Raw genomic sequence first — 18,332 nt, forward strand, 5'->3', positions numbered from 1 at the left:
TATATGTATACCAAGTTAATCAATAATTTCAATACCAAAAAACACAATCCAGATCGTATGCTTCGGCTTATGTCCGATGCTTCCTGGTACTCTACCGAGGAACTGGTCAAGAAAATTAGCCATCGATTCTCTGCAACCATGTATGTTCTGAGAAAACGAGGTTATATCTTTGAAGATCGTCGTATTGAAGGCCAACAACGAGAGTGGCGGCTAGTAGTAGAGTCAAAAGCGATCGTATAAACAGTATTTCTCACCTATCGGGAGTAGTTACTGCTACTCCCATTTCCTGAAAAAGCAGCTAGTGAGGTCAAGGACCATGACCGATGATTATTTGCTGTCCAGAATTTCCCTTGACTCCAATATTTATTTCGGTAAACCTTGTATTAAAGGTCATCGTATAAACCATGAAGGAACAAACATTACTAGAAAGAATCACATTTAACCCCCAAATCTTTGGTGGTAAACCGATAATTCGAGGTCGTCGTCTAGCTGTTGAACATATTTTAGGAATGTTAGCAGTAGGAGATACTATTGAAACTTTGCTAGAAGCTTATCCCTGGTTAGAACGGGAAGATGTACAAGCCTGTTTAGTCTATGCACGAAGGTTAGTTGGTCATGAACGAGTTGAACCTTTATTGATAGAGTACCCAAAGTGAAAATACTGCTAGATACTTGCATTAATGCTAGGGTGCGTACCGATTTACAAACGGCTGGGTATGATGTAGTTTGGTCTGGAGATTGGCCAAAAGATCCAGGTGACGAGGAAATTTTAGCAACCGCCTATCGTGAAGGTAGGATTTTAGTCACCCTTGATAAAGATTTTGGAGAATTAGCAATTGGGGAAATCCTCACTGTGGTATCTTGCTCTTAGTTAATGCGAACATGGGGTTGGTGATGACATCGGGCGTATAACTGGCCCTGCACCCAAAAAAGATAGACAAAGGGCTATGCAATGTCAAATCATTTTAGCTACTAGCACTGTAGATGTAGGATTTAACTTTGAAAGACACCCTAAACCGAAACGGCAAAATTTAGATTGGTTGATTTTTTCAGCACGCGATCGCGCCGCATTTTGGCAGAGAATTGGTAGAGTAGGGCGTGTTCTGAGTAAATCTGAAACTAATATTTATTCAGAAGCTATTGCTTACTTACCTGCTAACGCTTGGGAAGAAGGTTTAACCTCTCTAGATACTACTGGGGGACGTACAGCGCTAAAAGACTTACTTGAAACACTTCCCTGCTTAGACAAGCCTTTTTTAAAAGCTTACTGGCGTTCAGAAGCATTTCTAGAAATTGCCCGTCCCTTGTTGGAATTGGAAGAAATGCTTGAAGGTTTAGCTGAGGAAAAATTGATTTTGGAGTTATTTAATACTCTAAAATCTATTTTTGAAGGAAACAGAACTTGGGATGATTATCGCTACAGAATGAAGCTTTTACGAGGCGCTGAAACTATTGCTAAAAAAACTCCCAAAGAAATTAAAAAGGATTGGAAGTATATCAAAGGTGGTCAGGCTTTTGTCAGAACCTTTATCAAGGCTAAATTTTCTGAAGATTGGGATGACTTACAAGCTGGACGTACAACTTTAGACGAATACGTAGATTTATTTAACAAAGATGAAGATGCACTAGCTGAGTTAAAAGAATTTGCTGAAGTTTTTAGTACGATCTATGCACCTTTATTTAGTTTTCGTTCTAGTGTGTTTGAAAGTCTTTCCATCCGTGACCCTAATGGTTTTATTCTAGATGAATCGGAGGAAACAAAACTAGATCCTTTTCACCTATTACGCTATTACGAATTTGTCCAAAATGGTGATTATATTGAAGTCACCAGTCGTGCTACTGAAACTTATCAATTGAGTTTTGAATTACACTACACTGATAACTGGCAAGAATTTATCAGTACAGAACTGAACAAACTAACAGCTTTCAAAAATTGCCAAATTATCCGTAGTGCTGGAGGAGCAATACGACCCACGCCCCTAATACAAGTTTTGAATAGGTATCTTTTACCAGGAGTAATTATTTGCCCAAGAACAAATGCTGCTGTTATTTTTCAATTAAACAAGCAAGGAATTATTTCTTATCCAATAAACATTGTTTGCAATGATATGGAGAAAGAATATAGATTCTTTACAGGCTTGTCAGGAATTTTAACAATGGCAATGAAGTTTAAACAGCTACGTCTTCCAGATGATGAGGTTTTTATTGCGGGATAACTAATTAAATTCTTGCACCAAATAGTGCGAGAATTTGTTGAACATCAATTTATAAGTATATTTCTCCCACATCCACTGTGAAACACTATCAACAACAACCTAACGCCTTCACCAACGATTACCTAAACAACTTGTGGGGAGAAATCCAAGCTTGTCCTTACTTTTCTATCAACAACCTCAACCGCGATTTTGTCGCCACTAAAGGGTTTTCCGTAGTGTTTCAGCGCTCTGGATTACTAAAAGTAGAACAGCAGTTTCCCTACTTCAAGCCTTACTTAGATTTGGCTCTCCAGCCGAATTGTAATGCTTTTTATCTCAATCCTTTACAGCTAAAGGAAGGCTCCCGCGTCGATCCACATATCGATCGCTCCTTACGTTCCTATAGCAAAACCATTGAACCACCTGCGGTTGTTAGCGTCCTATATGTGCGACTACCAGCAGATATGGAAGGGGGAGAACTGGTATTGCGATCGCACAAACGCCAACTTGGGCAAATTAAGCCCCAAATCAATACTTTAGTTTATTTTCAAGGTGATTTAACCCATTCAGTTAACGCTGTGAAAACTCCAGGAAATCGCTTAAGTTTAGTTTGTGAACAGTATAGTTTGAGTGAAGCTGAACTCCAGGAAATTCCAGAGTTTACTGTAGAGTCAAGAAGCACTCAGTCTACAACCAAAAAGAGAAAATATGCCTCATAGTTTAGTGTTGAATTTGCTACCTCAATCACCCATTCCACCACAGTTTCTCACAGGTAGACATCTCCACGCCCTATTTTTAACCCTTGTTAGTTCTGTAGATAGCACATTGGGCGATCGCTTGCATGATTCTACTGCTGATAAAGCTTTCACCCTCTCCCCTCTACAAATTAGTAATACAAACTCTCCCCTTTTGAAGGGCGGTAAAGGGGGATCTAAATTGCAATACTCACATCAACAACCCATTCTCGCCGGAACACCTTGTTGGTGGCGCATCTCTTTATTAGATGACACTCTATTTAGCAAACTTACCCAACTCTGGCTAAATCTTAATCCCAATCGCCCTTGGCATCTTGGCCCGGCTGACTTGTATATTACCAGCATTCAAGGTACACCCCAATCTATTCAACCTTGGGCAAATGCTAGCACCTACGCTCAATTATACGAAGAAGCCAGCGATTACAATTCTTCTATTAACCTTACATTTTCCACGCCTACCGCCTTCCGTCAAGGACAGTATGACAGCACCCTTCCTACTAGAGAATCTGTCTTCAATTCCCTACTTTCGCGGTGGAATAAATACAGTGGCATAGAATTTAATCACATTGCGATCGAGTCAATCTTTCCGTCTTTTGTCAACATTCATACAGAAATATTAGCTGACTCTCGTAGCAAATTTATTGGCATTCTTGGCGAAGTTAACTATAAGGTTTTGGGAGAAATTCAACCGATACAAATTAAGCAAATTAACGCATTAGCTGACTTTGGTTTATATGCAGGAATTGGACGAAAAACAACAATGGGTATGGGGATGACGCAGCGGCTGTATGCTCCCTAATTTCAATAATAATTTAAAAAATACCTAAGTTATGAATAACATCGACTATGTTTCCATCGCGGCATTGAATCAATACGCCTATTGTCCGCATCGCTGTTGGCGGATGTTTTGTGCAGGCGAATTTAGCGATAATCAATACACAATTGAAGGCACAAGTTTACACGATCGCGTCCACACTACAGGCGATATACAGCGAGGAGAAACTTGGCAAGTTCGGGCAATTTGGCTGAAGTCTGAGCAATACAAGTTAATTGGAAAATCTGATTTGATTGAAGCAGAATCAGGTGAAATTTACCCAGTTGAATATAAACGGGGACGCAAAGGCGAATGGGATAATGATGAATTGCAAGTTTGTGCCCAAGCTTTATGTTTAGAAGAGATGACAGGACAACCAGTTAACACTGGATATATCTATTATGCACAATCCCATCAACGGCAATTAGTAGAGATAAATCAAGAGTTACGGCAAAGTGCGATCGCTACTATTCAATCTGTCACAAATCTCCTAGAAACAGGAATGATGCCAAAACCAGTTTACAGCAAACGCTGCCAAGGATGCAGTCTTTATTCGCAATGTTTACCCAAAGCAACCGATAAAGTCAAAACTTATCAAGAAGTCAATTAAATCATCCAATTTATTATTAGCCCTGGCGACTTGAAGTCGCGGCTACACAGACTTGTGTTGAGCGGAGTCGAAATACAAAACCCACACTTCGACAAGCTCAGTGACCGCCTCCGTGGGTTAGAAAACTCTTGATTATTAATCCACGGAGGTGGACTTTGCTTGTGTAGTAGTGAATTCTATTCGCCTAATACTTTTCAAATATCCTCTTACTTCACCACCAATTATTACTAGGAGTCATCAAAAATGGGAACAGTTTACGTAACACAAGCCGATGCTTTTATCGGCAAAGTTGACGAACGTCTCACCGTCAAAGCTGAACAAAAAACAATCTTAGATATCCCTTTAATTAAAATTGAGGGAATTGTAGTACTAGGTCGGGCTACCGTTTCTCCCGCCGTTATCAGTGAACTTTTAGCTCGTCACATTTGTTTAACTTTTCTCACACAAAATGGACGATATTTAGGGCGTTTAGAACCCGAAGTTACCAAAAATATCTTTGTTCGTAAAGCCCAATGGCAAGCTGTGGGAGAATCACAACCAGCAATACATTTAGTTAGAGGATTTGTGCGGGGTAAATTAAAAAATTACCGCCATAGCTTACTTCGCACTCAGCGAGAACATCCTGATGTTGATCTGAATAATAACATCACTCGATTGGAACAGGCGATCGCACCAATAGAAAAAACTAGCAGTATTAATTCCCTCAGAGGCTTAGAAGGTGCCGGTAGTGCAGCCTATTTTGGTTGCTTTGAACAGCTAATTAGAACCTCCGAATTTAAATTTGAAGCCAGACGCCGCCGCCCACCAACTGACCCAGTTAACGCCCTACTAAGTTTTGGGTATTCATTGCTACGCCATGACGTGCAAAGTGCTTTAAATATTGTCGGTTTCGACCCCTATTTAGGATACTTACACGTCGAGCGTTATGGTAGACCTTCCTTAGCCTTGGACTTGATGGAAGAATTTCGCCCTTTAATAGTGGATGCTCTAGTATTGTCGCTGATTAACAAGCGATCGCTCACCTTAACTGACTTTACCACCGAACCGCTTAGTGGTGCCGTGTCTTTAACCAAAGAAGGATTGCATACATTTCTTCGCGCCTACGAACAAAAGAAACAATCGAATTTCAAACATCCAGTCATGGGAAACAAATGCACCTACCAAGAAGCCTTTGAAATTCAGGCGAGGTTATTAAGTAAGTACCTCATGAACCAAATCGATAAATATCCCCCCTTAATTCTCAAATAACTTGTCATTTCTCCCACTCCCGACTACCCCATGTATATTGTTGTCAGCTACGATATTCCAGAAGATAAGCGTCGTACTAAAATCCATTCGGTTCTCAAGTCTTACGGCCAATGGATGCAACTGAGTGTGTTTGAGTGCGATATCACTTACACTCAGTATGCTAAACTGCGATCGCGTTTAGCTAAATTGATTAAACCCGACACTGACAGCGTTCGCTTTTATTTTCTCTGTGCCTGTTGTCAGCGAAAAGTCGAACGTATTGGCGGAGAACAGCCACGGGACGAAACAATTTTCTTTGCTGAGTCCCCTTCTAACTAGGTTTCTGCATCTCAAATGCGCGGAGGGGTAGGTGTACAATTTCCACAGCCCCAAAAAAGTGCTTCTATCCCAACTCCAGTAAGGCTTTCAACCCATTATTCGCCTAATCCTCTTCCGCGCAATCTCTGAAATGCTTATCAAAATAGGGTTTTAGCTTTTAAATTTTCCTAGCACTGTTGCCAAACGAATTCTCTAATGCTATTATTGCTCTTGAATCGCGCAACCGCACCTTGAAAACTAAATACAGCTTGGCTTTCAGCCTCTCGCCATTGCAATTTACCAAAATCCCTATTAGGGATTGAAACAATCTCTGGCGCACCGACTGAAAATTCTAAGGATAATTGCAATTTACCAAAATCCCTATTAGGGATTGAAACTCCTCCTATAGGAACCAAGCCTTTTTGTGAATCAGATTGCAATTTACCAAAATCCCTATTAGGGATTGAAACCTTACTCGGGTATAACAAACTTTCCGAATACGAATATTGCAATTTACCAAAATCCCTATTAGGGATTGAAACATGTAAATCGAAGGCCAGAGAATGAGTATTTAAATTTATTGCAATTTACCAAAATCCCTATTAGGGATTGAAACACGGTTTCTCGCCATGCTTTAGCTTTTGGCCCTATCAAATTGCAATTTACCAAAATCCCTATTAGGGATTGAAACGTAAAGTGCGATCGCGGTGATCATCACTTTCAAATTGCAATTTACCAAAATCCCTATTAGGGATTGAAACGCCTAGCACTGCGCCAGCCCCAGCACCACCGCCTATTGCAATTTACCAAAATCCCTATTAGGGATTGAAACATTTCACAGAGCGCTCGATTGCTTTTAAATGCAGGATTGCAATTTACCAAAATCCCTATTAGGGATTGAAACATAAATTGAAAAGAGCGATCGCAGGATTCTTAGTTGATAGAACAAATGCCAGCAATTGCTTGCATTCGCATAATTACTCCCAGTCTGCGTACTGGAGTTGACATCTATCAATCATATCCGGGCTGAGAAAGCGATCGCAACTCTCAAATTTTATCCCCTGCAAAAATGAAAGGTAGGCTTGTAGCCTACCCCAAACCATTATTTATTTAGCAATACTTTAGACTGGTGCTTCAGTAGCAGTTTTGCCAATCAGCATTGCAGCATTTTCCTCGCTTTCGAGAATACCGAATTCAATCAACAACTCTTCTAACTCTTCCATCTCAATGGGGGTGGGGATAGTGAGGTTCCTGTTGTCGATGATTTTTGTCGCCAATGTCCGATATTCGTTACTTTGATTGCTGTCAGGTGCATACTCGTTAACAGTCATCCGGCGCAATTCTGCGTGTTGTACAATGTTGTCACGAGGTACGTAGTGAATCATTTGGGTGTTCAAACGTTTTGCCAGGGTTTCGATTAGATCGATTTCCCGGTCAACGTTACGGCTGTTACAAATCAAACCACCCAAGCGCACGCCGCCAGTGTGAGCATATTTGAGAACACCACGAGCGATGTTGTTGGCTGCATACATCGCCATCATTTCACCAGAGGTAACGATGTAGATTTCTTGTGCCTTACCTTCACGGATAGGCATAGCGAAACCACCGCACACAACGTCACCCAAAACGTCGTAACTTACAAAATCAACATCTTTGTAAGCACCGTTTTCTTCTAAGAAGTTGATAGCGGTGATAATACCACGACCAGCGCAACCCACACCAGGTTCAGGACCGCCAGATTCCACACAACGTACATCCCGGAAACCGGTCAGCATTACTTCTTCGAGTTCAATATCTTCTACAGCACCGCGTTCAGCAGCCAATTGAAGAACGCTTGTTTGAGCTTTACTATGTAGCATCAAACGGGTAGAGTCAGCTTTAGGGTCGCAACCGACAATCAGAATGCGCTGACCCATTTCAGCCATTGCTGCTAGGGTGTTTTGAGAGGTGGTAGATTTACCAATACCGCCTTTACCATAGAAAGCTATTTGTCTAATCTTTGGGTCAGTCATGGTTGTGTTTTCCTACAATGATTTATTGATGAATCTGAAGCTTGATGGTAGTTGTTCACCCTTGGCGCTTTAGGGAAGTAGAGCCTGTTGGCGATCGCACCCTGGCAAAAACAGTTAAAATCAGAACATATTTACCCACGAAACGATGGCTTTAGGGATAAAAAATCTCTATCTCCTAATAACGAAGCCTTTAAAACTTTGACTTCAACATTATCAGTTGTTGTAACAGAATCCAAATGGTTGCTCAAGCCTCAAGAGTGGTTACAGCAGGAATTAAAATCAACGCAGATTTATCCCTTTAACCACACAACCAACTTGCATTGCAATCCACTCTTAAATGGTCGCTACAACTTTTCTGATTTTGCAGATATCAAGTCGCCAAGAACATCTATAGCGCTTCTCATTTCGTGATTGATGCAGCATGATAAATTCCAGCCCAAGGTAGCTACAGATGCAGTGCGATAATACTTGCACACGCAACCCCTAACACTCTGGTTTAGACAATATCTTAATGACTTTTGACAGTATGGTTAAATTCCTGAAAATTGGGGAACGACACCATTCTGCTTGGAGTTTTTGTTTCAAAAGTCAGCAACTGCCTCAACTTAGTTCGCGGTTGAAAATGTTTGCTCCCGCTTAGACTAAGTTAGTAAATATTCTCGATTTTTATGGATTTGTCAGGCTGTACTAAGAGTCTTTCTTCCCAGACTCCAAGAGTAATTGCCTTTGGCGAATAATGCTCTAGCTAGGTTAGCCAACTCTTATTGGCTCATACCCAGATAAATTTTGATTGACTTCAAGTTTTTACAAAGGCTACTATCCTACTCAATCTAGTTTTAGATTTTCGTTGCAAACAGATGTAGCGAATTGAAGTGGACTTACCAGAGCAAAAAAACTTTATTGAGTTTGCCTCAAACTTGTCTTGAAGTCTTTTTGTACTTTTACTTTTTTGATTCCTATAAAAACCATAACATACATCTCACTAATTTATTTGCCGAATCTCTAATTATTTATCTCCTTGCCAGAAGATTATCCTTAGGATCATTAATAGTCATAAGTTACACGCTCAGAGGTTGTCAGTTAGTGAAATTATTTATCATAGCTAATATGTGCAGTTAGATACTTTTGGGTATTTTATAAAAGTATTTAAAACTAATGTTTGACAACGAAAACATAATTTATTATTTTTGCACTCAAAAATTTTTTAACATAATTGAAGTTAATTAGAGGCGGAGCCTCAAAATAGGCATTCCCAGTCGGAGACTGGGAACGAGGTAATCGGAGGTAGGGGAAGATGAGGAAGATGAGGGAGTGGGAGAAAGCAATGCCCAATGCCCAATACTTCTCTACGAGAGGCTGCGCCAACGACTTCTCTACGAGACGCTACGCGAACGCTCAGTACAAGTGCCCAATGCCCTAGATTTACAATCGATTAGTATCTTTTGTAACTAACTTCCAGCCTTCAGCTTGATCAACTAGCTTCATTGAGTCTAGTTGAAGATTGTTGAAAGCAGATGCATGAAGTAGAAAGTAGGGTTGTCCGTTGTAGTGCCAATAATATTGCAGTTCACCAACAGAAGCGGGAATGATCGTGCGATCGCTATAATAATCCAACGAGGGACGATGATAGGGAAAAGATGTGTAAATCTTCCTCGTAGCTGGATTTGCGCGCACAATCATCGCGGCGACTGGTTTAACTGGATAGGCTTCCGATAATTCCCAAACCCAGTAGTTAGATTTCATTAACAGCAGCAGCGAAATATAACTTCCCCAAAACAAAATCTTCAGAAATTGCCCGTCGCCTCGTTCTGCTAAAATAGCTGCTAAGGTCATAGTTAAAGCTACTGCGGCAAAAATCAGTTGTAAGTCTATTTTCGGTGTTGTACCCCAACTGAAATAAATACTCCCAGCAGAAGCGACTACTGCAAGTATCGCCAAACCAGCCACCCAAGCACGGGGATAAGATGAGAGTAAAGGCGAATTTTCTGTCTCTGATAACTGGATACCAAAAGCTAAGGCTAAACTAGGGTAAATTGGGAATAGATACCAGGGAACTTTGGTAATCATCAAAGAAATTACCAGCAGGTAAACACCACTCCACGCCATTACTAGTTTTGCCCAACTAAGGTTGCGATTTTCCCAAGTTAAGCGGATAGTTTGCGGTAAGAATAATAACCACGGCCATGTGAACTTGAGAAGTTCGATCACATAGTACCAAGGTGGTTGAGAATTCCCCTCTACAACAGCGCCAATTTCCCTTGCTGATGGGTTTGCAAGGCTAATTTGAGCGAAAGTGTAACCATAGTGAATTAGTTGGGCACCATACCAACCGGCTACGGGGAGAATGCCAATTAAAATTGCTATCCACAGATAGTAACAGGTGAGTAGTCGTGGCGTATCCCAAAACAGAAATGCGATCGCGATCGCACCTAATAATACACCTAGCAGCCCTTGAGTTAGGCAAATCAACCCAAAACTAACGCCAACACCAAGACAATAACGTAAATCTCGGCGCGATCGCAACACGCACAACATCATCACCATCAAAAAACTTACCATCGCCCCATCCAACATTGCTAACCGCCCATGACGCACCACGGGTAACATTGTTAGGTAAATCAAGGCGCTATAAATAGCAGCCCAACGCTGGCGAAATATCTCTCGAGCAATGCAATACAGTAAAGGTACAGATGTCGCTGTTAAAATTGCTCCAGGTAGACGCGTTGTCCACTCATTTTCGCCTCCTAAAGAATAAGCCCAAGCAATTAGCAAATGCATCAAAGGCGGCTTGTCATGATATGGTTCGCCTCCTAGCGTTGGGTAAAGCCAACGCATTGAACCTGCTGGTGCATGCCAAATTTCACGCGCAACCTGTGCCACAGTACCTTCATCCCAATCTCGCAGGGGCAATCCTCCCAGATTGATGCTAAACAGTAAAATTGCTGCCAACAGCAATACTATTAGCCATACCCAATCAATCCATTTGCCAACCGTGCGATCCTGTTTTTCTAGATGACTCCAAATAAAGCTTCCTTCTTGCATATTCTCTGGTAATCATTTTACTTGCTGGTTTGATTACATAGAGACATCTAGCGAATCTCCAATGTTGCCACCCAGTAACAACGTATGTTATTAACAATTGCTAGTTTCCAAGATTAACTCAACTTTCTCTAATTGGCGCTATTTTTTGAAAAATTTATCTTAGTTATTTAAAGAACATTTCAGCCGATCAATGATAAAAATAATACAGACAAAAAATTATTTATTACCTGCTGATTACTCCGTAAATGAATTTGTATTTTATTTTTAATGTCACCCTTAGTTTAATTTTTATCTACTTAGTTGCAAGGTAGCTAAATTCGGAAATTTAGGAAATAATTGCTACAGGGTTTCAATGGTAGGCTGAACACTTCAAGGAATTATTTGTGATTTTTTTGCATAGTAATTACCAACATCTTTTAAATCTTCTACTTTCTTCCCATCCCGCTTGAGAATGAATTTTGAGGCTAATAGCTAAAGTCCTCTCAATGAGGATTAATACCAATTTTAAAAATGATTGCGATAGATGGAAACCTGAAACGGTTATCCAATCGATGTTTCACAATCCAAAATCTAAAATCTAAAATCTAAAATGGTATAAAGGACTGACAATTAAAAATTAAAAATTAAAAATTAAAGACATTTCAGACGTTCGCAAACAGCGTCTCTAAGAGTTGAGAAGTGCCTTGTGTGAAGGAGTTTGTGGCAACTTCTCTTGATTTAAACCCCAACTGAAATGGGTGCTATATGTAGATTGCAGTTTCTTAAACCCTTTAATTTACGATAAAGAAACATCCTAAATTTTCTTGTGAGATGGGTGAGGACACCCGTCCTATATTCAGGGCGGGCTTTCCTGCCCACCCCACAAGATGGATAATTTATTTATTGGCAGTCCCCAAATAAAAGATTTTAAGCGATGTAGATGGCTAGACAATGAGCAAGTTTTAGCATTTTAAATTTAATTAAGCGATTATTTAAGTTAGACATCTGTGTTGTAGAATTTTGTAAAAGCCTTTTTTACGAAAATAAGCAGCTATAAAATTATGGGAGCCTGTCAATGAATTTACCTGTAGTTGTGGATATTACTGTTGGCTTAGTCTTCATTTACTTGATTTTGAGCCTGCTAGCTTCAGAAATTCAAGAATTGATTACCACATTTTTACAATGGAGAGCTAAACATTTAAAAAATTCAATTGAATTACTTTTAGCAGGCGGTAGCGAAACTGAAGAATCAGATATTACTAAGGCAAGAAATTTAGTACATAAACTTTATAACGATCCTTTGATTAATAGCTTGAATCAACAAACAAAGGAGAAAATAGAAAAGCAGTTTCGGGAAAATACTAAAAGCAGTAACAAAAAACCACTAGGAGACAAACAAAGCGCCCCTTCATATCTTCCATCTGAAACATTTGCAATTACGTTATTAGATACCTTGAAAATTCCCCAGTTAATTAATTATGTGAAACATCCTAGTGATGAAGTTCAAACCAATTTGCACATGATATTAGCATCTTATAAAGAACTTCAAGCAGGTATTAATGATCCAAATAGTGAAAGTTACAAAACAATTCAAACAGTTTATGGAGATATTGACCAGGAATTTAGAGATTTTGTTAATCAAGAGTTACCTAATGATGTACCTGATAGTTTAATTAACAGTCTTCGTGTGCTTGCTCAACGTAGTAGGATAAAGGTTGGCGACCTCACAGAAGAAATAAATCAGTTTAAAAATGAAGTCGAAACATGGTTTGATCGCTCTATGGATCGAGCCAGTGGTGTTTATAAGCGCAATGCCAAAGGAGTTGCTATTATCATTGGAATATCAATTGCCATATTAACTAATACTGATACATTTCACCTGATTAATAGATTGTCGCAGGATTCGGTTATTCGCTCTGCAATTACTCAAAGTGCAAGTCAACGAGCCGATTATATAAATGATCAAGAAGCTAGAAGTAAAATCGAGAAACTATTAGGAAATGCTTCTATACCCATTGGATGGCAAAACCTCAATCAACAGTTCGAGCCGAATAGTGGAAACGTTTTATTAATCACAATTTGGCAGGTTTTTAGATTAATTTGCGGTTGGATAGTCAGTGGTTTAGCTATTGCTATGGGTGCGCCTTTTTGGTTTGATATCCTCAATAAATTTATCAATGTGCGGAATGCAGGGCCAAAACCTGCTGCGTATACTAAGGATCAACCGTCTCAGAAATAGCGTTTTACACCAGTTTTCATTTATTTGAATCACATCTCTCGTAGGGGCACAGCAATGCTCATTGGTGTCAACTTAAGCCAAAACCCTTTTAAAACCTCGTTTCCAGCCTCTGGCTGGAAATGCTGCTCGTTGGGCTGCTGCCGCAAGTCTTGAGGCGGAGCCTCTCGGAATGCGTTCCCAGTCTCCGACTGGGAACGAGATAATCTCTAAAAGCTGCTTCTAGACTAACTTTCACGTTAAGTTGACACGTATAAGCTTTTTCTGTGCCCCTACTTAGAAAATAAAAATAACTCGGAGTTTTAATTCTTTATTCTGAAGAATAATCTCAATTTGCTTGATGAATTCTCGAAAGTAAAATCGTCGCTCTGTTTCCGACAAATCTAACCAAAATTGTGGTATAGAAACAGCTTGAGCAACAGAACGCAAGTTAACTGGGGGAAGAGTCGCCAACTTTGCTTCGAGTGCAGAAATTTCTGTATGGAGTTTGTAAGCCCTTAATTTTGCTGTTTCGGCATCTAAAATTCCAGTTTCAATTAAAGCGGGTAACTGAGCAAGTATTTCTAGCTGACGTGCGATCGCTTGCCCTAAACTATTCTTGACTGCATCCAACTGAGGAAAATTCATCCCCGCAACCGCTAAGGGTAAGTCACGGCAAACCGTTTCAATTGTATGTTCTAAAACCTCTTGGTAGGGAATAGCCTTACACTTAGGGCGTTGGGGACAGCTAGTAGAACGTAAATAAAGATACTCCTGATCTTGATTGCGTTGGGTGACACGGGTAACTGTCAGATGTGACTGACACTCAGCACAGACAACCAACCCCGCTAAAGAACGCCTAGCACTAGCAGTTCGGGATGGTAAACGGCTGTTACGGCGTAAAAGTCGGTCAACTTGGGCTGCTTCTTCCTGAGAAATTATTGGAATATGGGTATTAGAGATAATTTCATCATTTTGGTAAGCTGTATTGCCGCGATAAACTTGATTAGTCAGCCAGCGTCTTCCTGTGGTTACAGAGATTTTTTTGCCGTATTTTTTCGCTAAGTAACGAACTGAACCCCGCAGGGAACCATAGAGTATAAAGTATTCAAAAAAATCTTTGACAACTGGTGAAGCACTGCGATCTATAATATATTTTCCCTTACCTCGGCGATAGCCGTAGGGAACTTTGCCGGGTGGCGGTGCAACATCAAGACGATTACGGGCGTGTCCTTGACGGATGCGACGACTACGTTGCTGACGTTGGATTGCGTGTAGCAAATTCAGCAAGTCAGCGCCCAGAGGGTAATTTTCGGAAGTGTAGGGCTGTTCAGTAGCAATTATCGCCACTCCCATTGCTTCGAGTTGATGAAGGCGATCGCTAATTTCCTCTACAGTATCCCCTAATTCTTGCAACCGCCGAATCAAAAGATAATCTGCCCTTTCAGTTTGGCAATCGGTAAGTAATTGTTGTAATTGCGTTCGCGCAGCGTGTCCATTCGCGCAGCGCCCCGGAGGGAAGGACTCTCGCTTGCCCAAATCTTCATAAACCTGATCAACCTCCCATCCCCAATCGGCTTGATCGGGAGAAGATTCTAATAGCGGATCGGTATAAGAGTAAGCAATGATTTTCATTTGTCATTGGGAGCAATGCGGTTTTGTGAGATTGAACTTAGGTACTAATTTTATAGACAATACTATACAATGGCTTGCCACATACTACCTGCAAATCAATCACGATATCGCGTACTGCTGATAGTTGGTTTATCTCCTTTGCTTACCTTGAGACTCATGAACCGAGCATCAAAAAACATGAGGTCGTGGGCGTTGACTTAGGTGTAAATTAATTAGCTACACTCAGCACGGGTGTTGTTTTTCCGAACCCTAGATATTACAAAACGCATCTAGAAAAACTCCATATATTATCACGAAAGTTTGCGAGAAAAACTAATGGTTCTAACAATAAATATAAACCCTTAAAAATTAATGCGACGATAGATTTCAGTCAGGGGAATTTCTACGTTTAAACTGTGTAGGACGATCGCCCGTTCAAGGTTAGAGTGAACTTGCCATAGCCAGCGATCATTACTATTACGATCTTTGTTGTAATACTGCTCAATGTAGGGTTCAGTTTGGCTCACAAGCAGATATTCACAAAAGCTGCCAACAGAGCGATATTTTCTGAACTTTTCACCTCGATCATAAGCTTCGGTAGAGGGTGATAGAACTTCGACAATAAGTATTGGATTGAGAATTTCATCATTGCGCTGACCATTGAACTCTGGTTTACCATTAACAACCATCAAATCGGTATAAGTACCACACTGATATTCAGGAATCCAAACTCGCAAGTCGCTGTTATACAAACGAAAATCAGTGTCTCTCAGTAAAAACCCCAAGTAAATTAATAAGTTGCTAGCGATCGCACTGTGGGCTTCCGAACCTCCCAACATAGTAATAATCTCTCCGTTGCGGTATTCATGGCGTTCTGGGTTGGTTTCTTCCATAGCCCGATACTCGTCTAATCTGAGGCGAGTTGTTATTACATCTGGGGGACTCGTTTGAGCAAAGACCACAATCAGACCTCTTGAATAATTAGCTCTAAAACTATTATCAGCAACGGGAGGAAGAATTGCCAATTTAATGAGATTGCAATATCACAAGGCTCCAATGCCCTTTTTCATTGGTTCTTCTCCCCCACTCCCCCTCACTGCTGACTCAACTCGATAATATTTCCATCAGGATCTTGTGTAAACAGAGCAGGGCGACCGGAAGCGCTGGGTTGAATGGGATAATTATAATTGAGTAACTCTTGTTTAGCGGTGTCTAAGTCAGCAACGGAGAAAGCAATGTGGGGATTGCGTCCCCATTTTTCGTTTGGGTTTTCCGTGGGGACAGTAGGTGCAACTATCAGATGAATTTGATAGTCGCCAACTTGATACCATGCACCAGGGTAGTTTAGGGAACGATCTATTTTGGCTAATCCCAATACTTTGCCATAAAAGTGTTCCGAGCGTTCTAAGTCAGTCACAAGAATTGCTGTATGAAGACTTTGGGTAATGTGCATTGTTGGTAAGATGCGATCGCGTTTATTTAAATTTTGACGTAGTTTGAATCTTTGCGGAGAGTAGAGGGAGATCAGGGAGTGAGGGAGATGAATTAATAACCAATGCCCCATGCTTAATGAGAAATGACAACTTGTCCTCTTGATGTATACAGGCGATGTCTACGACGGTCACTGAGCGGGTAAAATACCTTTTAGAGTCAGTGCAGCATTGGGAATGGAAATTGCCCAACAAGCACAGATTTTTATTTGACCACGAAATAAGCGGCTTACAGATTCAGTTTTCATTGCTGGACTCAAATAGGTGCTTAATCGTAAGTGATTAACCGGACATCATATAATTACTTTAATAATTACTTTAAAACGAACCGTTTAATAAATCCTGTAGGAGATTTTGTTCGATAGCGATCGCGCCACATCACCAAGCCAGTGATAAATAAAATTAACGGTGCAAGTCCGACAAACACATAGAGAATGCGAGTAGGTAAGCCACCAAAAGTACCGTAGTGTAGAAGAACAAAAGAATTGAGGACGCGATCGCCCAATGGCATCTTTAGAGCATTATCAACTCTTAAAACTTTACCCGTATATTGGTCAAGATAAACATTACTATTCCCATACTCCACATTTTCCTGTGGCAGCTTCATGCGAATTTGTAGAGCATCTTCTGGTTTACTAGGAAAATAAATGCTTTTGGTAACACCACTAGGTAAGGTAGCATCAGCAATTTTCAGTTGTTCTGTCAATCCTAATGTTGATTTACTAGGAATTGGCTTAGATACTGGCTCGGATGGTTTTTGAGTGAATGTGACAGCGTAAATAATCGGCTCAGTCAAATCGTAAAAGTTCCAGCAAAAGCCCGTAAAGCCAGTAAAGAATAAAAAAAACACAGTGATAATGCCAGCCACTTTGTGAATGTCAAAATTCACCCGCTTGGGATGAGCATCAAGCTTGATTTTGAAGCCTGCAATCAATTTGCGCCAACCAGGCCAGAGAACTAAACCTGTGATGGTGAGTATACACATTAAAAAGGCAGCAATGCCAACAATTACAGTTCCGGTTTCGCCCGCCATCAAGCTGTAGTGCAAACTAAGTGTTAGACCAATTAGGGTTTTATCCGTTATCCGCTCACCGATAATTTTGCCTGTATAAGGGTTGATAAAAACCTCTTTCCTTTGCACATCAGTTGATGACAACTGCCCCACATAGGGAGAAGAAGGATTATCTGGCAAATAAATGCGAAAAAGATGGAAATCACCTCGCGCGGGATACTTCGCCTCAATTGTATTCACCACAGACTCTGGGGATAACTGCACCTGTTGGGGAGTAATGTGTCCATACTGTTGACTAATCATAAAGTGGTCAAAATCTTGCTCGAACACTAACAGGCTACCTGTCAAGCCAACGACAATTAACAACAGTCCAACACAAAAACCGATAGAGCGGTCCAGGTAAAAAACGATATTACGTACTTTTTTCCGGTTCATAATCGCCACGAAAGTAAGTTAGATTTTTTACCCCCTCAATCCTCCCGATGCATCGGGGGGAAGAATTAGACTCGCTCCCCAAGGCATCGGCGAGGGTTAGGGTGGAATCAAAACTGTACTGAAATTGTTCCTAGAACAGTCAGTGGTGCTCCAGGAAGTAGATAGTAGCCATGAGAATCGTAATAATTGGTATCAAAAAGATTCTTGAAGTTAAGACCCACTCGCCAATTTTCATTTCTATAGAAAATAGAGGCATCAGTTCTGACGTAGGAGGGAAGGACAACTCCATTGTTTGGTAGTAAAGCTTCGGGATCGCCAACAAAAAACAGTCCTCCACCAAATCCCAATCCTTTGAAGGAACCACTTTGAAATTCATAGCTTGTCCACAAGCTAGCGCTATTTCGTGGCGCACCAACCAATCTGTCACCCACAGGTATGTCAGTATCCTCGCTGACATAGGTATCCTTATGGGCAAAGGATGCAATTACATTCCACCCAGGTAAAATTCGCCCAGAAATATCGAATTCAATACCTCGACTCTTGACTTCTCCAGCTGCAATTGAGCTATTTCCGACAGCAGCCCCACACCGTCCCGAAGGGCGGTGCTGGGAAGA

Annotated in this window: 18 protein-coding genes and 1 CRISPR repeat array; of the genes, 11 read left to right on the plus strand and 7 right to left on the minus strand. The window is 40.7% G+C overall.

The window, feature by feature from the left end; genetic code table 11:
* The first annotated feature begins 69 nt into the window (after positions 1-69).
* The 9 genes from HWQ38_RS30350 to cas2 all read left to right on the plus strand — a co-directional run bounded on the left by HWQ38_RS30350 (position 70) and on the right by cas2 (position 5,940).
* Positions 70-240 carry a hypothetical protein gene (locus HWQ38_RS30350; RefSeq protein WP_292801276.1) on the plus strand — a complete coding sequence of 57 codons (171 nt, stop codon included), beginning with the start codon at positions 70-72 and terminating at the stop codon, positions 238-240.
* 164 nt (positions 241-404) lie between these two features.
* Positions 405-656 carry a DUF433 domain-containing protein gene (locus HWQ38_RS30355; protein WP_292801277.1) on the plus strand — a complete coding sequence of 84 codons (252 nt, stop codon included), beginning with the start codon at positions 405-407 and terminating at the stop codon, positions 654-656.
* Complete coding sequence (locus HWQ38_RS30360; protein WP_292801278.1) at positions 653-871, plus strand: DUF5615 family PIN-like protein; 219 nt, start codon at positions 653-655, stop codon at positions 869-871. The genes HWQ38_RS30355 and HWQ38_RS30360 overlap by 4 nt, the downstream gene beginning before the upstream one ends.
* 37 nt (positions 872-908) lie before the next feature.
* Complete coding sequence (cas3, locus tag HWQ38_RS30365; RefSeq protein ID WP_292801303.1) at positions 909-2,216, plus strand: type I-D CRISPR-associated helicase Cas3'; 1,308 nt, start codon at positions 909-911, stop codon at positions 2,214-2,216.
* Between the two features lie 77 nt (positions 2,217-2,293).
* Positions 2,294-2,914, plus strand: a complete 621-nt coding sequence (locus tag HWQ38_RS30370) for a 2OG-Fe(II) oxygenase (RefSeq protein ID WP_292801280.1) — start codon at positions 2,294-2,296, stop codon at positions 2,912-2,914.
* Positions 2,904-3,749, plus strand: coding sequence for a CRISPR-associated endoribonuclease Cas6 (cas6, locus tag HWQ38_RS30375; protein WP_292801282.1), 846 nt, complete (start codon positions 2,904-2,906; stop codon positions 3,747-3,749). Before HWQ38_RS30370 ends, cas6 begins: the two co-directional genes overlap by 11 nt.
* A gap of 31 nt (positions 3,750-3,780) precedes the next feature.
* Positions 3,781-4,374: a CRISPR-associated protein Cas4 gene (cas4, locus tag HWQ38_RS30380; RefSeq protein WP_292801284.1), complete on the plus strand. Its 594-nt coding sequence runs from the start codon at positions 3,781-3,783 to the stop codon at positions 4,372-4,374.
* Positions 4,375-4,617: 243 nt separating this feature from the next.
* Entirely contained in the window at positions 4,618-5,622 is a 1,005-nt protein-coding gene (cas1d, locus tag HWQ38_RS30385; protein ID WP_292801286.1) for a type I-D CRISPR-associated endonuclease Cas1d, read from the plus strand.
* Positions 5,623-5,652: 30 nt separating this feature from the next.
* Positions 5,653-5,940, plus strand: coding sequence for a CRISPR-associated endonuclease Cas2 (cas2, locus tag HWQ38_RS30390; protein ID WP_292801288.1), 288 nt, complete (start codon positions 5,653-5,655; stop codon positions 5,938-5,940).
* Between the two features lie 268 nt (positions 5,941-6,208).
* Positions 6,209-6,823: a CRISPR direct-repeat array (repeat unit 37 nt; unit sequence ATTGCAATTTACCAAAATCCCTATTAGGGATTGAAAC).
* A gap of 217 nt (positions 6,824-7,040) precedes the next feature.
* Here cas2 and nifH read toward each other — a convergent pair.
* On the minus strand, positions 7,041-7,931 hold the full coding sequence (nifH, locus tag HWQ38_RS30395) for a nitrogenase iron protein (RefSeq protein WP_292801290.1): 891 nt from the start codon (positions 7,929-7,931) through the stop codon (positions 7,041-7,043).
* 87 nt (positions 7,932-8,018) lie between these two features.
* Here nifH and HWQ38_RS30400 point away from each other — a divergent pair, with 87 nt between their 5' ends.
* Positions 8,019-8,342, plus strand: a complete 324-nt coding sequence (locus HWQ38_RS30400; RefSeq protein ID WP_292801292.1) for a hypothetical protein — start codon at positions 8,019-8,021, stop codon at positions 8,340-8,342.
* A 1,011-nt stretch (positions 8,343-9,353) separates the two neighbouring features.
* Here HWQ38_RS30400 and HWQ38_RS30405 read toward each other — a convergent pair.
* Positions 9,354-10,973, minus strand: a complete 1,620-nt coding sequence (locus tag HWQ38_RS30405; RefSeq protein WP_292801293.1) for a glycosyltransferase family 39 protein — start codon at positions 10,971-10,973, stop codon at positions 9,354-9,356.
* Between the two features lie 1,054 nt (positions 10,974-12,027).
* Between HWQ38_RS30405 and HWQ38_RS30410 the strand changes: the two genes are divergently transcribed.
* Positions 12,028-13,191, plus strand: a complete 1,164-nt coding sequence (locus HWQ38_RS30410; RefSeq protein ID WP_292801294.1) for a hypothetical protein — start codon at positions 12,028-12,030, stop codon at positions 13,189-13,191.
* A 273-nt stretch (positions 13,192-13,464) separates the two neighbouring features.
* On the opposite strand, the gene HWQ38_RS30415 is transcribed toward HWQ38_RS30410, so the two are convergent.
* The 5 genes from HWQ38_RS30415 to HWQ38_RS30435 form a co-directional block, all read right to left on the minus strand.
* A complete protein-coding gene (locus HWQ38_RS30415) occupies positions 13,465-14,802 on the minus strand; it encodes a recombinase family protein (RefSeq protein WP_292801295.1) in 1,338 nt (445 codons plus the stop codon).
* Positions 14,803-15,143: 341 nt separating this feature from the next.
* Positions 15,144-15,743, minus strand: coding sequence for a Uma2 family endonuclease (locus tag HWQ38_RS30420; RefSeq protein WP_292801296.1), 600 nt, complete (start codon positions 15,741-15,743; stop codon positions 15,144-15,146).
* Between the two features lie 131 nt (positions 15,744-15,874).
* On the minus strand, positions 15,875-16,234 hold the full coding sequence (locus HWQ38_RS30425; RefSeq protein ID WP_292801304.1) for a VOC family protein: 360 nt from the start codon (positions 16,232-16,234) through the stop codon (positions 15,875-15,877).
* Between the two features lie 350 nt (positions 16,235-16,584).
* Positions 16,585-17,718, minus strand: a complete 1,134-nt coding sequence (locus HWQ38_RS30430) for a PepSY domain-containing protein (protein ID WP_292801298.1) — start codon at positions 17,716-17,718, stop codon at positions 16,585-16,587.
* A 107-nt stretch (positions 17,719-17,825) separates the two neighbouring features.
* On the minus strand, positions 17,826-18,332 hold a 507-nt coding region (locus tag HWQ38_RS30435), incomplete at its 5' end, for a TonB-dependent receptor (protein WP_292801299.1).

Origin of the sequence: Nostoc sp. NMS7, from assembly GCF_017115085.1 — a bacterium.
In the GTDB taxonomy this organism is placed as follows: Bacteria; Cyanobacteriota; Cyanobacteriia; order Cyanobacteriales; family Nostocaceae; genus Nostoc.

Excerpts from the sequence above, each read along its gene's own strand:
- HWQ38_RS30355 (WP_292801277.1), top strand. The coding sequence starts at position 405 with ATGAAGGAACAAACATTACTAGAAAGAATCACATTTAACCCCCAAATC.
- HWQ38_RS30425 (WP_292801304.1), bottom strand. The coding sequence starts at position 16,234 with ATGCACATTACCCAAAGTCTTCATACAGCAATTCTTGTGACTGACTTA.
- cas6 (WP_292801282.1), top strand. The coding sequence starts at position 2,904 with ATGCCTCATAGTTTAGTGTTGAATTTGCTACCTCAATCACCCATTCCA.
- HWQ38_RS30350 (WP_292801276.1), top strand. The coding sequence starts at position 70 with ATGTCCGATGCTTCCTGGTACTCTACCGAGGAACTGGTCAAGAAAATT.
- cas2 (WP_292801288.1), top strand. The coding sequence starts at position 5,653 with ATGTATATTGTTGTCAGCTACGATATTCCAGAAGATAAGCGTCGTACT.
- nifH (WP_292801290.1), bottom strand. The coding sequence starts at position 7,931 with ATGACTGACCCAAAGATTAGACAAATAGCTTTCTATGGTAAAGGCGGT.
- HWQ38_RS30430 (WP_292801298.1), bottom strand. The coding sequence starts at position 17,718 with ATGAACCGGAAAAAAGTACGTAATATCGTTTTTTACCTGGACCGCTCT.
- cas4 (WP_292801284.1), top strand. The coding sequence starts at position 3,781 with ATGAATAACATCGACTATGTTTCCATCGCGGCATTGAATCAATACGCC.
- cas1d (WP_292801286.1), top strand. The coding sequence starts at position 4,618 with ATGGGAACAGTTTACGTAACACAAGCCGATGCTTTTATCGGCAAAGTT.
- HWQ38_RS30415 (WP_292801295.1), bottom strand. The coding sequence starts at position 14,802 with ATGAAAATCATTGCTTACTCTTATACCGATCCGCTATTAGAATCTTCT.
- HWQ38_RS30405 (WP_292801293.1), bottom strand. The coding sequence starts at position 10,973 with ATGCAAGAAGGAAGCTTTATTTGGAGTCATCTAGAAAAACAGGATCGC.
- HWQ38_RS30410 (WP_292801294.1), top strand. The coding sequence starts at position 12,028 with ATGAATTTACCTGTAGTTGTGGATATTACTGTTGGCTTAGTCTTCATT.